Source organism: Methylophilus sp. 5, assembly GCF_000515275.1.
Taxonomy (GTDB): Bacteria; Pseudomonadota; Gammaproteobacteria; order Burkholderiales; family Methylophilaceae; genus Methylophilus.
In genome coordinates this window covers 2,740,427-2,757,053 of record NZ_KI911560.1, presented here as the reverse complement: position 1 = coordinate 2,757,053, position 16,627 = coordinate 2,740,427, and the positions used below count along the sequence as shown (strand labels likewise).

Genomic DNA, 16,627 nt, shown 5'->3' with positions numbered 1-16,627 from the left:
TCAATCTCTATCGTGGGCGGCATGTGCAGGATGCGGGTAAAAAGGCATTTTTTTGAGCCACAGGCGCAAGGCCTGCCAGTAAATAGCGGCGATCACTTTTAGCGTCATCCACGGAAAACGCAGCAACATGCGGTTTAATGTAGCGGCGCGCCAAGGTTGCCTGTGTAATGTTAAGGTGGCAAAAAACATGGCCTGGTCGTGTTGCCAGCTTTGCATATGTACATTTAATGCATCATTCGGCGCTGAAAACTGCCATTTATATTCAATCTGCATCGGCATAAAAGGCGAGACATGAAAGTTTTTTTGCAGAGTGAATAACAGAAGTGGCGACAGAGGTGGCGATGCTTGCGCTACCGCATGCACGTAAGCAAACTGCTCTTGCCAGGGGGTGTTGGTGATATGACTGACAATGGCCTGCAATTGCCCGTGCTGATCATGGCAATAATAAAAACTGACCGGATTAAAACAAACACCCCAGTAGCGGCAATGCGTAAGCAGCGCTATCCGGCCCAGTGGCCGGTGGCCGGTCTGTTGCTCAACCAGGTCACGCACGCACACATCCAGTGGCTGGTTCGTAGGCCCCAGGTAATCTTTGCGCCTGAAATAAGCCAGATTTGGTTTTAAATAAGACCATAACCATTTGTTTTTAAACAATACTGGCAGCTCATCGAGGTCGATATACAGCATAAAGAGCTGATAGCGAAAGCCGTGCAATTTAGGCTGTAAGCGCTGATGGCTAACCCAGCCGGTATAAATGGCACTGTGTAATGCTTCAGGCACTGCGGGGCTGGCGGACTGGCTCATACTATTGCGGCCTGAAAGTGTTCAATAGCGGTTAACGCGCTGACAACCCCATCTTCATGAAAACCATTGCGCCAATAGGCACCGGCATAGCCTGTGCGGTGATGTCCGCTGATCTGGGCATGCCGACTTTGCGCGTGGGCAGCCGCCAATGTGTATAAAGGATGGCGGTAATGCAGTTTTTTGAGGATTTTTGCCGGATCAATCGCATCGGTATTATTGAGTGTCACCAGCAAGGGCTCCGCCGAACGAATACCTTGCAAGATATTCATGTTGTAAGTGACCTGCACTTTGTCGCTGGCACGCGGCGTGACGTGGTAGTTCCAGGCCGCCCACGCCAATCGTCGTTTGGGCATGAGGCGCGCATCGGTGTGCAAAAAAACAGTGTTGTCCTGGTAAGGCATGGCGCCCAGCACGTCACGCTCGGTGCTCGTGGCCGCTGCACCGAGTATGCGCAACGCTTGGTCGCTATGGCAGGCAAAAAATACGTAATCAAACGGCTGAGTGTTGCCCGCTGCCGTTGTCACTGTGATTTCGTGCGCATGGCGATGCACCGCACTCACAGCCGTATTCAGCCGGATACGATCATGGTAGCCAGCCGTGACCTTGTTGAGATAACTGGCCGAGCCGTCGACAATCGTGCGCCATTGTGGCCGCTGGTCTATGCTCAGCATGCCATGGTGGTGAAAAAAACGTACGAAAAAACGCGCAGGAAACTGCAGCATCTGCTCGGCATCAGTAGACCAGATGGCCGCACCCATGGGCACAATATAGTCGCGAATAAACTGTTGCGAGTAGCCATGCTGCTGCAAATATGTACCCAGCGGCATTTCGTTACCCGGTGACAACAAGGCTAACGATTGTTTATTAAAGCGCAAAATATCGCACACCATGCGGTAAAAACGGGGCGACAACAAGTTGCGTCTTTGCGCGAACAAGCGGTTGAGAGAGGTACCGTTATATTCGAGGCCAGTGACTTGGTTTTGCACACTAAAGCTCATCTCGCTGTCACGCCAGCTAACACCGGTTTCACGCAACATGCGTTCAAACTCAGGGTAGGTTTTATCATTAAAGACAATAAAGCCGGTATCCACCGCATGCTGCTCACCAGCGATGGTGACCTGATGGGTGTGGGTATGACCGCCAAGATAATCATTGGCCTCAAACAGGGTGATTGTATGCTGGCGGTGCAAATGATAGGCGAGGGTGTTGCCAGTAATGCCGCCACCAATAATGGCGATATTCATCTTTGGCCACCTTTGCTTGCATGCGCCTTGATCGCGTGTTGATTACGAACCTCTAGCGGCACCTGCTTGAGCTGCCAGATAATGCCGAGTGCAGCCAGCAGCTTGAGTCCATAATAGGTAAAGTCAAGCTCCCACCAGTAAAAGCCTTGCTTGGCAGACCCAGGAAAATGATGGTGATTATTGTGCCAGCCTTCGCCTAGCGTAAAAATAGCGATCAGCACATTATTGCGGCTATGGTCACGCGTGGCGTAACGGCGACTGCCCCATAAATGCGCCACTGAATTGACGCAAAAAGTAGCGTGGTAAAGTGCGATGGTCGACACCACGAATCCCCAGACAATCAATTGCCAGCCGTTGGTGTGCAAGGCCGGTGCGTAGACCTGCAGCCATTCACCCAACGCATAAATAGCCAAGGCAAAAGCGAGTGGGATCAGGCTATCAAAACGGTCCAGCCAGCATAACTCACGGTAGCGGCTGAGTTCACGCACACGGTCTAGTTGCGTTTTAAAATTGGCGTGACTTAAAAACCAGCCCAAATGGCTCCATAGCAAGCCATGCTGATGGGGCGAATGAATATCCTGCGGTTGATCGGCATGCATATGATGGCCGCGATGATGTGCAGCCCACCATAATGGGCCGCGTTGCACAGCACTTGCCCCAACCAGTGCAAATATAAACTGGGCAACGCGTGAGGTTTGAAAGGTTTTATGGGCAAAATAGCGATGATAAAAACCGGTAATCGCAAACATGCGGACAACATACATCAGTAATGCAAATGCAATGGCAAACGGGCTCCAGCCCACCCAAAACAGTGCCAGTAACGCTACGTGCAGTGCGACAAACGGTAGCACGCGCCACCAGTCAATACTTTCTGCATTGGCCGTTTGCGGCGGTTGGTAGCGGTGGTTATCTAACCAGCCAACCAACCGCCACACCAGGCCAAAAACTCTATGTTGCATGCTGCATCCCTCTCGTAAAGCTTGTGCGTTGGTTCTTGTTGCGTATATGCCTATGGCTGATGTGGAAACACTTGCAGTTTACTGGTGTCGTAGCCCATGGCTTTTATTTTCGCCACCAGCGCCTGGTAAGTGTTTGGGTCAAGATGCGGCTGGCGAGACATCAGCCACACATAGTCGCGCTTGTTTCTGGCGATCACCGTCTGCTGATAGTCCTCACTTAAGTAAGCGATCAGATATTCTGATTTAAATGGCCAGACAAATTGCATGCGCCACTCTGCATTGCCGCTATTGGGCACTATCGTGCCTGTCGGATGATAGGTTTTTAATGCGCCATCAAAACCGCCTTGCCTAAAGCTAAAAGTGGTGGCGATGGTGCCATCCATGTTTTGTTGATAATGCTCAATGGGGTTGTAAGGATCACGCTCAATCACGGTGGGGATCGCTGCAATCACATACCAGTCGCCCATAAAACGCTCAATATCCACGGTGCTCACAGTTGGCATCGGTGGTAAATTGCGGCAGGCGCTTAATCCTAAGATATTTATCATACAAATCACTTTAATTAAATTTTTCATCATATTGATTAAATAAGTTTATATGTAATTTTGTAACCTTCTGGCGTGATAGATTCCAGCGCTACCCAATCTTGTTGCTGGTCATACCAAAGGGTAATGTTCAGTTTTTGTTTGCCCTGATAACGCCCATTGAGCTGATATTGGTGTGTGAGGGTATTTTGCCCTTTAACCATGATGGTTTTAGCGCCTTCATCTGTCACCGTCACCTCCAGATATTCGGCATTTTGCGGATTCAGTAAATGCGTTTGCTTGAGAATCTCAGGGTTCCAGTAGGCAAATGTCATCACACAGGCCGGCAAAACCTGCTGGCTGCCATTTTTTTCAACCACAAATTGGTCGGCTTGGCGCTGGCCTGCCACGGTCGTCACGTCTTTATTTTCTTCGGTATGGGCACTCAACGCGCTCAAACATCCGCCTTGCCAGGTCTCGTCCGCCTGATGCTGGTAACGATATGCATTAATAAACAAAACTTTAACCTTAAAGCTGGCCCGGCTTTGCAGTTGGTTCTGGCTAAAGGTGAAGCTGTGCGTGCCGATCTTTTGCTTATCCAGCCACACCTCAAAAGACCAGGCGTTAGCCTGCGCCACGGGTAGCGCACACAACCAGCACATACATGCCAACACAAGGGTTATGGCTTTAAACATCATTTGCTCGCTCAGGCTTAGGCAGGCCGGGGATAAACGCATTGGTACTATGCACATAGGCGGCATAGCCCGGGCGACGGCTGTGTATGGTTTGCTCCATCAGGCTGACGCCGCTGACTTTTAGCAGCAAAAACGTCATGATCACGGGCGAAAGCCATGCCCAGTGATTGCCACTGGCCGCGCCCAGCATGCCAAAGCCCCACCAGATCAGGCACTCGCCAAAATAATTGGGGTGACGGCTGTAGCGCCAGAGCCCGCTTTGCAGCACAGATGATTGGTGATCAGCACGTGCGCGAAAACGCATCAATTGCCAATCGGCGACGACCTCCCAGTAAATGCCCAGCAGAAACAATAGCCCGCCAGCCATATCTAGCCAGTTCAGCACGCGAGCGCTGGTCACAGCGGCATACAGTGGATAAGAAATCACCCAGGCTAACAGCGCCTGAAAAGCAAAAATAATATAAAGGCTTTTAAACCAAAAATGCGGCTCATTATTTTGGCGTATGGTCTGGTAGCGATGGTCTTCGGTGCCCCAGTTACGCCAGGCAAGAAAAAGGCTGAGACGGAGTGCCCACAGCGTGGCCGCAATTAAAACAAGCAGGGCCCGCGAAGATAAATCATCCGTAAACAGGACGCTGGTATACGCGGTGATCGCGATAAACAAGCTCCACATACTATCTACATGGCTATAGTGGCGGGTGGCAAAGCTGAGTAACCAACCGCAAAGCGCAAACATCACAATCGCTATTAGTGCATAGATGTAAATCATGCCAGCCTCATGGTTTAAATGTGATTATCAAGGTCTCATTAACAGGGCTTGATTAAATCTGCTGCGTATCCACAGCAATAATGGCATGGCAATCGCCCACGCTATTGCTACCCAAATCAGGCTCTGTGGCCACAACGGTAAGCGGACCACGCCCAATTGCTGCGCGCCAAGATAAGCCAAAGGGCCAAATATGGCGCCTAAAACGGCTGCCAGCAAGTGCCTGTGCTGCAACCAGCGCATACTCACATTGAGTGTAGTGGCGAATGCCAGCCATAGCGCCATCATCCAGTAGGGGATATACACAGCCCCTGTGCTTTGATCTGCAAATGCCACCCACCCAAACATATAACCGATTTGGTCAAATATGCAGCCTGTTAATGCGGTGATCAGCAGCGGCAACCCTTGTTGCCAGCCTTCAACCCACTGCACATGTAATAGCGTGAGCAGGGCAACCATGCACAACACCGCGCCACCCAATCCTGTTTTCGCAGCGTACACGCACAGCCACCACAGCAGCTGAAAGCTCACAAAGTTAAATATAATCAATTTGTTAGAGGCCATATTTAAACTTATTTTTTTGAGAATAAATAATGGCTGACCCACCAGGTTTGCCCTTGCTGATAGTCAAACAGTTCGGCGCAGGCCATAAAGAAAATGCGCCAGCGCTGGCGCCAAATCTCGGCCTCAGCCTGCCCATACACAGACTGTAAAACAGGGGTGAGTGACGCGTGGTGGTGGTCCATGTTTGCCAGCCATGCATTGGCTGTTTTTGCATAATGGGTGCCATTCCAGCGCCATTTATTGATCAACTTTAAGTCATCTTGAAAATAAAGTGGCAAGTCGTCACTGGGCATCATGCCGCCACTAAAAAAATAATGGCTCATCCAGTCATCTTCGCCTTTAACATCAAAGGTATAAGGGCTATTGCAATGCACAAAAATATGCTTGAAAAATAAGCCGTCCGGCTTGAGCCAGCGCGCAACTCTGGCATACAGCACCTGGTAGTTGCGCATATGCTCAAACATCTCCACAGAAACCACCCGATCAAAGGTTTGCTCAGTGTCAAACACGTTCATGTCGGCGGTAATGATATGAATATTAGACAAGCCGCGAGCCTGCGCCTGCTGCAAGATGTATTCGCGTTGTGAAGCCGAGTTGGACACAGCGGTAATATGGGCGTTGGGGTAGTGGCTGGCCATCCACAATGTCAGCGAGCCCCAACCGCAGCCTAGCTCCAATATTTGCAACGGGCCACCTAAACAAGCATGGGCGCAAGTTTGTGCCAGCGCCAGATGTTCTGCTTCATCGAGCGTGCGTGTATCCGGCAACCAAAAACAGCTGCTATATTTGCGGTTCATGCCCAAACAATACTGATAAAACGCCGCCGGAATTTCATAATGTTGCGCATTGGCCTTGTCTGGCAAGGGGGCAATCTCAGCCTCACGCATGCGCTCAATAAATCTGATCAGGTCAGATTGTGCACGCTCACAATCACCCTCGGCAATCTCTTGCAGCCTGCTTTTACAAAGTGACCTGATCCCTTTGCGTATCAATGCATCAGATAAAAATCCTTTTTCGGCCAGCTTGAGTGCGATAGATGTTTTTGTGGATTTGATTGTCATGATGATGATTGTTGTACAAGTTAATTGCTATAGTATAGGTCTATCGTGCGGTTGATTTAGTTTCCTGATTCAAAAAAAATTTTAAACTGCGCGCGGCAGGGCAACACCCACTCATTTCAGGTGTATACTAACCTGTATAGTGTATGGATATTTGAGATGAAAATAGCCTCTAAAAAAATAGTTTTTCGTTGTGTTGCGATTGGGTTCTCTGGCCTGTTATTGGCCTGCACGCAAGCGGCCAAGCCAACCGCGCCGGGCACAAGCAATGTTGACTGGCCCAGCTACGGCTTAAATATGGCGTCACAACGTTTTTCAGCCTTAACTCAAATCAATGATAAAAATGTTGCCAGCTTACAACCGGCGTGGTCTATACAAACCGGTGTAAAAGCGACCTTTCAAGCCACGCCTATTGTGGTGAATGGCATCATGTATATCAGCCTGCCGTTTAATCATGTGTTGGCGCTGGATGCCGCCACTGGCAAGCAATTATGGAAATACACGCATACACGTAAAGCAGACTGGCCGATGTGCTGCGGCCCGGCGAACCGTGGCGTAGCGGTGGCTGAGGGCAAAGTGTTTATCGGCACGGTGGACGCCAGGCTGATTGCGCTCGATGCCAACAGCGGCAACAAGCTGTGGGACATTGATGTGGCAGGCAACCAGGTCAATACCGAGCACCAGGATGCGTTGAGCGGCCACGACCCCAATAAAACGCGTAAAGTGACCGGCGGCACCGGCGTTGGCATCGCCATGGCACCGGTTGTTTATCAGCATAAAGTGATCGTCGGCATCACCGGCGTCGGCTACGGCCTGCATATCGACAACCCACGTAGCAATGCACCGCTGGGTGCGGTGATTGGCGTCACAGGGCGCTATGGCCGCCCTGGCTTTTTAGCAGCGTTTGATGTCAATGATGGGCACCAGGTATGGCAGTTTGATACCATCCCCAAGCAAGGCTGGGAAGGGCGCTTTACCACCCAAACAGCTGATGGTAATCAATTTGATCGCGACGTTGCAGCAGAAAAAGCGGCCATGCAAGACTATCCAGATGCAGCCCGTTTTGGCGGCGGCTCTGCCTGGAGCACACCTGCTATTGATACGGCCACCAATACCTTGTATTTTGGAACGGGCAACCCCTCACCACAAATGAATGATGTGTCCAGGCCCGGTGATAATCTTTACAGCGTGTCATTGGTGGCGCTGGATACAGAAACTGGCCAATACAAATGGCATTACCAGCAAGTGCCGCATGACTTGTGGGGCTACGATTTGGCAAGCCCGCCAGTGTTATTTAATTACAGCTCCCAGGGTAAAACCATTGCAGCCGTCGGCCAGGCCAGCAAAACAGGCTGGTTCTATATTAACGACCGGGCCAGCGGACAATTCCTGGCCAAGTCTGCCCCGTTTGTCCCTCAGCACAATCTATTTAAAAAACCGAGCGCTGAAGGCACCGTGGTTTATCCTGGCATATTAGGCGGCGCCAATTGGTCACCGGTCAGCCTTGATGAGGCTCAGCAAAGAGTCTATGTGGCCGCCATGCACAGCCCGATCAAATACACCGTGCACGAAACCGAGCTTAAGCCAAGCGAAAAACCAATTCGCTACGCCGCCAGTGAGCCCACCGATGATGCGCGCTGGGGCTTATTAAGCGCGATTGACCTTCAATCGGGGCGTATTGCATGGCAACACAAAACCAGTCAACCGTTGGTCGGTGGCGTGCTGGCAACAGCTGGTGGTTTATTGTTCTGCGGGGAGGGCAATGGCACGCTTGCTGCCTATCACAGCCAAACCGGAAAGCCACTGTGGCAATATCGCTCTGAGTATGGCGTGAATGCGCCACCCATCACTTATCAAATCAATGGTGAACAGTATATTGCTGTGGCCAGCGGCGGCAACTCACTGTTTGGTTTTGAGCAAGGCGATCGCATTTTGACCTTTAAATTGCCAGCAAACCATTAAGGTTTATTTAAAATTTCAATAAATTTAATTGATTTAAATGCGTATATTTAATTGCCAATAATGGCATTTTTTTGTTGAAAAACAGATTGTTAGATTTACAGCGCATGGCTCAAGCAGTTAGAATGGCTGCGATTTTGAAATTGCAGTTTTATGATAATAAAAATAAGCCGTGAAATAGCCCGTTAGCACTATTGTATGTCTAACAGTTGTCACAAATAATGATTATAGTTTTTTAGTTAGTATTAATTCTTGGAGAAGTAACAATGTTTCAAACTTTGAAAAAAGTAGCGATTGCTGGTGTATTTGGCATCGCTTCCATGTCTGCCGTACAAGCGCAAGATTTTGGCCCATACACAACCAGCCAAAGCCTTGACTTCATTCGCGCGATTGCTGATGCAGACTCAATCAAAACCACTGGCGCCCTGAATGTAAGAGGTTCTTACTTTGAGGATTCTTATGAAATCAACCTGACACAGGTTTCTGATTTTTCATACAGCATTTCAGAAATCACCACCGGCAACAATGCACAGTATGACGTGACATTTATGAACTTTGGTTTTTATGATGCAAACGGCGAAGCCGTGACGACATTGACCAACCTGGCAGCAGGTACTTATTTCCTGACTGCAACTGGTAAATTAGCTGGTAGCTTGGGCGGTGACTTCAACGTTAGCTTCAACATCAATCCACTGACACCAGTGCCAGAAGCAGACTCTTATGCTTTGATGCTGGCTGGTTTGGGTTTGATGGGCTTGGTTAGCCGTCGTAAATCTAAATAAGTAACGTTTACAGCGTGAAGTTAAAAAAGGGCTCATTGAGCCCTTTTTTTATGTGAGTGATCCTCGCTTATCTGTGCCTTAAACCATCAACGTAAAATTACAATTGACAGGCGAGACGGCTACGCATAAATTAAGCACACTTACTGCATAGGCATAAATGTTTTAAAAAAAGCCTGCATGCGGTATCACGCCTTACCGCCTTCACCAGGCCTCACTGTATAAATGAATCATCCTATTTGTAATAGGCGTAGCAACTGATAGCCCCTTAAATGTTAATAACAAGACGGGAGTCATAATGCTTGATAGCAGGTTTGCGTCGGTTTGAATTCAAAAGGCAAAAAGTTATGGGCGCTAGAATCCATGATTATTTATGGATTCATGAGCTTTTTTGCGCTGTTAGTCATCCTCGGCATTACGAGCATGATCTATCTGCAGCGCTTCTCAGAAAACAATCGCTGGGTGAGCCACACTAATCAGGTCATTTCAAAGCTTGAAAGAGGACTGACCTTATTCAATCAACTGGAAGTCTCACAGCGCGGTTTTCTTTTAACTAGTGATGATGGCGCGATTGCGCGCCGCGATGCTGCCCTGGCGGAGCTGCAGCAAGACATCACAGCGCTTGCGGTGCTGACCAAAGATAACAGCTTCCAGCAGCAACAAATCACACAACTCAGGCGCTTGATTGACAAGCGCATCATTTATTTTAATCAAATAACTGATGCGGCACGTACCAGCTCAGTCGAGACACTCAAACAAATGCTGCGCAAAGACTCGATTCGCCGCGAAGATATGCTGGAAATTCGTGGCGTCTTTAGCGCCATGTCACTGGAAGAGCAAAATCTGCTTGCTGACCGTACGCTGTCCGAACAAAGCCATGCCAAAGACCTGTTGATTTTGTTTGCGGTAATGTCGGTGGCGATTCTTATTTTTTTCCCGTTGCTCATCTGGCGCATCCAACGCGACCTCAACATTCGCCGCAACACAGCCGCCGAACAAAAACGACTGACAGATATTCTGGATGCCTCTCCCGACTTAATTGCCAACACCAACCTGCAAGGTGATTACTTTTACCTTAACCGCGGCGGGCGCAAGCTGTTAGGGATTGGCGAGCATGAAGAAATCGCAGGCCAGGCCATTGGCCATATGCGCCCCGCCTGGGCGACAGATTTGATTCATCAAACAGCCATTCCTGCTGCGCTCAATACCGGGCTGTGGAGTGGCGAGACCGCTTATATTAACCGTGCAGGTGGCGAGATTCCGGTGTCTCAGGTGATCGTTGTGCACCGTGATGCAGAGGGTGTTCCGACCCATTTATCGACCGTTGCGCGCAATGTGACCGACTTTAAACAGATTGAATATGACCTGACAAATGCGGCAATTTATGATCAAACTCACAGTGAAGTTTTGAGGTTGTTTAATGCTAATTATGACCGCACACAGATACTGCCAGGCATGCTGGAGATTCTGGCCAGAAACCACGCATTTCCGGTCTCGGCCATTTATAGCTATGACGAATGGAGTGGTTTTTATCGCGTAGAAAGTACCCATGCAGTACCGTCCACTATACTGCATGAATTCAAACTGGGGGATGGCGTGATTGGCGCCGCCATTCAACACAATCAAACGCTTATCATCACGGATACGGAAGCATTCGCCTCACTCACGATTGAAACCGGCTTATTCTCGCTAAAACCTGCGGGCATCATCATTTGCCCGGTGACCCATCAAGAAAAAAGTCTGGCCGTATTAGTGTTGGCGGCCAGCCGCCCCATTAGCGAGCGCGACCAGACCTTTATTGAGCGCTTGTCGGCGCAACTGGGGGTTGCGCTGCATAATATCCAGCAATACGGTGACCTTAAGCTGCTGGCCGAGCAGTTGCACCTGCGCAGTGAGGAAATCGGCCTCAAGAATAAGCAGCTGTTAGAAGCCGACAAAATGAAGTCTGAGTTTCTGGCCACCATGTCACATGAATTGCGCACGCCACTCAATGCCATTATTGGTTTTTCTGAGATCCTGCGCGATGGCTTACTTGGAGCGCTAGAAGATAAACAAAAAAATTATGTGAATGATATTTTTGAAAGCGGGCAGCACCTGCTTTCCCTCATTAACGATGTGCTTGACCTGTCAAAAATAGAAGCCGGCCGTATGGAGCTTGAGCCAGAGCTCACCGATGTGCAATTACTCCTGCAAAACTGCCTGTCGATTATTAAAGAAAAAGCGGCGACGCAGCGTATCAAACTGCATACTGAGCTGGCAGAGTCCTTAGCTAGCGCCTGGCTAGATGCACGCAAGGTGAAGCAAATTGTATATAACTTGCTGTCTAATGCCGTTAAATTCACACCAGAAGGTGGGCAAATTACCCTGCGCGCGCAGTTGGTGACGCACGACAGCCTGCTTGAACACATAAAAGATCATCCAGGCAATAACGCTGAATCACTGGGCCATGCCCAACAGTTTATCCAACTATCAATTACAGACACGGGGATAGGCATCTCAGCACAGGATATTCACCGCCTGTTTCAACCATTTGTTCAGGTTGAAAGCACGCTATCGAGGCGTTTTGAGGGGACTGGCCTCGGTTTAGCTTTGGTCCGAAAATTAGCCGAATTGCATAGTGGGGCGGTTGCAGTGACGAGCACGCCAGGGCAGGGCAGCACCTTCACGGTCTGGCTGCAATATATCGCTAACGCAACAGGCACTACTTTAGGTAACACCTTAGACCCTAAGCCCACAGAGGCGGCAGCCTGGCCGTGGCCAAATGCTGAGCCACCACATGTGCTGGTGCTAGAGGACGATGACCGTGCGGCCGACTTGATCAGGCTGCAACTGGAGTCTGACCATTGCCGTGTGACGCGTGCGGCGACTGCCGAAATAGCACTCGCCATTCTGGCCGATGGCACGCCACCAGATTTAATTACGCTGGATATTTTGCTGCCAGGGATGGATGGCTGGGAGTTTTTAACCACCCTTAAAACCAACAATAAGCTGGCCCATATTCCCGTGGTGATCGTGTCTATTGTTGCAGATAGCAATAGAGGCTTATCTTTAGGTGCTGCCCAGGTGTTACAAAAACCTGTGTCTGCGGATGACTTGCAAACAGCCTTGAGTAAGCTCGGGTTTACAAAACCCGAAAACACACAAGCAGGCCTTAAAGTACTGGTGGTAGACGATGATCCTAAAGCGGTAGAGATTATTTCGTCTTATCTAGAGCATGCCCACCACACCGTGCTGCGCGCCTATGGTGGCAATGAGGCCACACATATTGCAAAACTGCAAAAACCAGATCTGATTGTGCTGGATTTAATGATGCCGGAAATCAATGGTTTTGAAGTCGTCGAGGAGTTAAAGCAGGATAAACGCACGGAAAAAATCCCTATTATTGTAGTGACCTCCAAGTTTTTGAGCCCAGAAGAGCAGCATATACTCAAAGGGCATGTGCTCGCCGTGCTGGAAAAATCAGAATTCAACCATGGTAACTTTTTAAGTGAAGTGCATCGGGCATTGTCAGGCAAGCGTAACAACCCGCAAGGGCGCAAACAGAAAGGCCGCCATGGCAACAATATTGATCGTTGAAGACAACCCCAACAACATGAAACTGGCGCAGCTACTCTTAGAAACCTCTGGGCACGACGTATTGCAAGCCGTGAATGCGCTGGATGGCATCAATATCGCGCGTAGCCATGCACCAGAAATGATCCTCATGGACATACAGTTACCTGGCATGGATGGGTTAACTGCTGCGCGGCTACTTAAGCAAGATGCGCAAACCAGCCATATCAAAATAATCGCACTCACAGCCTTTGCCATGAAAGGTGATGAAGAAAAAGTGCGCCAGGCTGGCTGTGATGGCTATATCGCCAAACCGATTCGCTATAAAGAGTTCTTGCAAACGATAGATGCTTTGCTTTAAAAAAATAACCTAAAAATTAGCTGGCAGGGGATAACTATGGATATGAAAGTCACGCGCAAGACCATACTCATTGTAGACGACGAAGAAAATAATCGTAGCTATTTAGAGGCTTTGCTCTCATCTGAAGGCTATGCCACCTTACAAGCCCATGATGGAAAAATGGCGCTTGACCTCATAGCGACCCATCAGCCAGATCTTATTCTGCTCGATGCCATGATGCCCGTTTTAAACGGCTTCGAGTTAGCCGAGCAGCTTAAAAACAATGAGGCGACCAAAATTATCCCGATTATTATGCTCACCGCCCTCATCGACCGCACCTCCAAAATGCGAGCGTTGCAATGCGGAGTAGAGGAGTTTGTCACCAAGCCGATAGACCGCGCTGAACTGTGGATCAGGGTGCGTAATTTATTGCGGCTAAAAGAATATAACGACTTTTTGAGTGATTACAGCCGCACGTTAGAAATACAAGTTGAAGAGCGCACAGCCCAGTTACGCTCAAGTTACTTCGACTCAATGTTTAGCATCATGCGGGCGGCCGAATTTAGAGACAAAGAAACCGGTGAGCACATTCACCGCATCGCCTTTTTTTGCAAAGAACTCGCAGCCTATTTGGGCATGAGCCCAGATTTTATTGAAACGATTTATCATGCCAGCCCATTGCACGACGTGGGTAAAATAGGCATTCCCGATCATATTCTGCTCAAACCCGGTGTCCATACCGCAGAAGAATGGGAGATCATGAAGACGCACACCATTTTGGGTAACAGCATTTTAGGGCAGGGCAATAGTAGCTCACCCTTTACCATCATGGGCGCAGAAATAGCCTTGTATCATCACGAGCATTGGGACGGCAGCGGCTACCCTTATGGCTTAAAAGCAGAAGCCATCCCTTTATCTGCTCGCATTATGATCATGAGCGATGTTTATGATGCACTACGTAGCCAGCGCCCATATAAACCCGCTTTTACGCATGAGCTTGCATTAGAAATCATCATGCAAGGCGACGGACGCACACACCCTGACCATTTTGACCCAATGATACTCAGTGCATTTGTAAAACTGGCAGATCGCTTCAGAGAGATATTTGAAGAACACTCCGATGCTGCTGATTAGGCATCAATGGGCATCCAACAAATAGCATGGGATTTGATCAATCAACATATGTCGCGCTACCTGTGGCGTTTAACGATTTACGTAACCTTTATTGGCATATCCGTGTGCGAGGCCGAAACCAGGCAGTTAAGCGGCAATACTACCGGCTAATCAAAAGAGAAACATTGCGATTAGTTGAAATGGGCTTTGACGTTGAGCTTGTCAGATTAGCCTGCAGATATTATGTCAACTTTAAAAATGACAAACGCTTAAGAGAGCACTTAAGCAGACCATGCCAGCAGTTATCGTTCATTTTTTACTTCAATCATTAATTTAACATAATATACATTATGCGAATATTAAAGCACACATACAAAACCATTGCGATAAATCCATATTTAAAATGATTAGGCAAAAACACCTTCATATTATTTACATTAATAAAACAAGTGTTAATATCCAACTGTCATTTGCAATTGGTTTGTGGGGAGTCACTATGCAAGATAAACAACGTTTAAAAAAACTGCATACGCAATACACGTTAATCTGGTGTCTCAAGATTGGCGAATATCTCGGAACACTGAACATACATGAGCTTGGGTGTTTAATCGATGTCAAATCAGATGTTCTCAGGCGATGGATGGCCGGAAAACAAGTGGCGCCAGAGGTTAAATTGAATAGCATTAAAATGCACGCACTGGCACCCTATCGTACTGGCCACCGTAAAAAAATGCCGAGAAGCACGGCGACTGCACATGTGCTCAATGCTGATTTAATTGAAACCAAGTATTTATGGAGAATGATGCTTTTTGACGAAATGAGCATACAGACCAAACGTCGTTACTGTAAGCGTTTAAAAAAAGACGCGACTATTAGGCTAATCAACGAGCGCTTAAGATAGCAAGCAGTGGATAAAAAGTGTTTGGGGGAAAACTGGCATAAAAAAGCCATCTTTGCGAAGGTGGCTTTTTAAGTTACGCTCATCAATAAAAATAAATTCAATGGCTTAGGATTAATTCATCACCAGTTTTATACTGATGCATAATAATAACTATCAATAATACATTAAATACTGCATCAAATTTAATTTTGGCAAATGGTATAAATTGCATTATGAAAAATATATTTGTTGATTCAACTGAATTTAAAAATGATAAATCCCGGGCCACATTCAAATTTAGTCAGCTGTCTACATTAGCCAAATCACACCTGATTAAACTTCATACTTCGATAATCAATGTAAAAGAGTTCGAATCAACAATTGATGAAGATTTTAGATTATTGAATCAATCAATTATTGATGGCGTATCTAAAGCAACTAAATATCTTCTCCAAGATATAAACCAACAATCCCTTCAGAATTTAATTAATAGCTCCGAGCATGTAATAAATCAATCAGCTGGGGCAGCTAAAAATAAATTCAATTCATGGCTTACTGAAAATCATGTAGAGATACATAAAATTGGAAGCACAGATGCCCAGAACGCATTCGATTGTTACTTTTCTGGGAGCGAACCATTTAAAAAACTTAAAAATCGTGATGATCTTCCCGATGCATTTATTTGGCAGGTCTTACTGAGATTGAACAGTAAGTTTAAAGATAAACTGTATTTCATATCAAAAGATAAAAACTTTCAGGAGAAAGTTAGAAGCAATCTGAAAAGCTTTATTGTTATTGAGTCATTAGATGAGCTTTTTGAACGTGCTGAAATAAAAACATGCATTGAGCAAGATATTGCATCGAAGAGAACTCGACAACTTGATGACTTAATATGTCTCATTAAAACTGAGCTGAAAGTTCAAAAGCAGGATATTAGCGTTGATATCTCTAAATTAGTTAAGAAAGAATTGTTAGGTTCCAATTACTCAGACTATTCAGAGCATATTTATGGAGATGTAACGGAAGTCAACTTTACAGACAATATCAATTTTGAAGTGCAAAATATAACTTTTGATGAGTACCCTACTGTTTACATAATTAGTGAAAATCACATAGATATTACAGTTACTAATTCGCTTCCAGCGCATGGATTCTGGGATGGCGCTTACACTCCAAGTGCTTTTAGTAGAATTATAGAGATATCCGAGAATAGTACAGACACTCACAACACTATACATAACGACATTCTGCTTGAAGTTAAATCAGAGTTTGTCATCGAATTGCCGAGCTTGACTCTTTGCAGCGATAAAAATAATGTTATTGATGCGTTTGAAAACGGGGAAATTAATTTAGTTAAGCTTACAAAACTAAAGATTTAATATTTACTGGT

The 16,627-nt window shown here is 47.3% G+C and carries 15 protein-coding genes; 7 read left to right on the top strand and 8 right to left on the bottom strand.

Going from position 1 to position 16,627, the window contains the following annotated elements; genetic code table 11:
• Genes METH5_RS0113395 through METH5_RS0113360 form a run of 8 tightly spaced genes read right to left on the bottom strand, consistent with a single transcriptional unit; the run spans position 1 to position 6,617 of the window.
• Positions 1-804 carry a DUF1365 domain-containing protein gene (locus METH5_RS0113395; protein WP_051412964.1) on the bottom strand — a complete coding sequence of 268 codons (804 nt, stop codon included), beginning with the start codon at positions 802-804 and terminating at the stop codon, positions 1-3.
• Positions 801-2,048, bottom strand: a complete 1,248-nt coding sequence (locus tag METH5_RS0113390) for an NAD(P)/FAD-dependent oxidoreductase (RefSeq protein WP_029148981.1) — start codon at positions 2,046-2,048, stop codon at positions 801-803. Before METH5_RS0113390 ends, METH5_RS0113395 begins: the two co-directional genes overlap by 4 nt.
• Positions 2,045-3,007 carry an acyl-CoA desaturase gene (locus METH5_RS0113385; RefSeq protein ID WP_029148980.1) on the bottom strand — a complete coding sequence of 321 codons (963 nt, stop codon included), beginning with the start codon at positions 3,005-3,007 and terminating at the stop codon, positions 2,045-2,047. Before METH5_RS0113385 ends, METH5_RS0113390 begins: the two co-directional genes overlap by 4 nt.
• A gap of 50 nt (positions 3,008-3,057) precedes the next feature.
• Positions 3,058-3,555 (bottom strand): lipocalin family protein, encoded by a 498-nt coding sequence (locus METH5_RS0113380; RefSeq protein ID WP_198290702.1) that lies wholly within the window; start codon positions 3,553-3,555, stop codon positions 3,058-3,060.
• Between the two features lie 35 nt (positions 3,556-3,590).
• Positions 3,591-4,193: a DUF6134 family protein gene (locus METH5_RS0113375; RefSeq protein WP_232411050.1), complete on the bottom strand. Its 603-nt coding sequence runs from the start codon at positions 4,191-4,193 to the stop codon at positions 3,591-3,593.
• 25 nt (positions 4,194-4,218) lie between these two features.
• On the bottom strand, positions 4,219-4,995 hold the full coding sequence (locus METH5_RS0113370; protein ID WP_029148977.1) for a DUF1295 domain-containing protein: 777 nt from the start codon (positions 4,993-4,995) through the stop codon (positions 4,219-4,221).
• Between the two features lie 27 nt (positions 4,996-5,022).
• Positions 5,023-5,556, bottom strand: coding sequence for a DUF2878 domain-containing protein (locus METH5_RS0113365; RefSeq protein WP_036307947.1), 534 nt, complete (start codon positions 5,554-5,556; stop codon positions 5,023-5,025).
• A gap of 8 nt (positions 5,557-5,564) precedes the next feature.
• Positions 5,565-6,617 (bottom strand): cyclopropane-fatty-acyl-phospholipid synthase family protein, encoded by a 1,053-nt coding sequence (locus METH5_RS0113360; protein WP_029148975.1) that lies wholly within the window; start codon positions 6,615-6,617, stop codon positions 5,565-5,567.
• Between the two features lie 156 nt (positions 6,618-6,773).
• On the opposite strand from METH5_RS0113360, the gene METH5_RS15070 reads away from it, so the two are divergent.
• The 7 genes from METH5_RS15070 (at position 6,774) to METH5_RS0113310 (ending at position 16,616) form a co-directional block, all read left to right on the top strand.
• Complete coding sequence (locus METH5_RS15070; RefSeq protein ID WP_036307945.1) at positions 6,774-8,576, top strand: PQQ-binding-like beta-propeller repeat protein; 1,803 nt, start codon at positions 6,774-6,776, stop codon at positions 8,574-8,576.
• Positions 8,577-8,839: 263 nt separating this feature from the next.
• Positions 8,840-9,355, top strand: coding sequence for an FxDxF family PEP-CTERM protein (locus METH5_RS0113345; protein ID WP_029148974.1), 516 nt, complete (start codon positions 8,840-8,842; stop codon positions 9,353-9,355).
• A gap of 378 nt (positions 9,356-9,733) precedes the next feature.
• Complete coding sequence (locus tag METH5_RS0113340) at positions 9,734-12,928, top strand: response regulator (RefSeq protein ID WP_232411049.1); 3,195 nt, start codon at positions 9,734-9,736, stop codon at positions 12,926-12,928.
• Positions 12,906-13,265 carry a response regulator gene (locus METH5_RS0113335; protein WP_029148972.1) on the top strand — a complete coding sequence of 120 codons (360 nt, stop codon included), beginning with the start codon at positions 12,906-12,908 and terminating at the stop codon, positions 13,263-13,265. Before METH5_RS0113340 ends, METH5_RS0113335 begins: the two co-directional genes overlap by 23 nt.
• A gap of 36 nt (positions 13,266-13,301) precedes the next feature.
• Entirely contained in the window at positions 13,302-14,378 is a 1,077-nt protein-coding gene (locus tag METH5_RS0113330) for an HD domain-containing phosphohydrolase (protein WP_029148971.1), read from the top strand.
• Between the two features lie 475 nt (positions 14,379-14,853).
• Entirely contained in the window at positions 14,854-15,258 is a 405-nt protein-coding gene (locus tag METH5_RS15065; protein WP_051413031.1) for a hypothetical protein, read from the top strand.
• A 212-nt stretch (positions 15,259-15,470) separates the two neighbouring features.
• Positions 15,471-16,616 carry a PIN domain-containing protein gene (locus METH5_RS0113310; protein ID WP_029148970.1) on the top strand — a complete coding sequence of 382 codons (1,146 nt, stop codon included), beginning with the start codon at positions 15,471-15,473 and terminating at the stop codon, positions 16,614-16,616.
• The last annotated feature ends 11 nt before the right edge of the window (positions 16,617-16,627 follow it).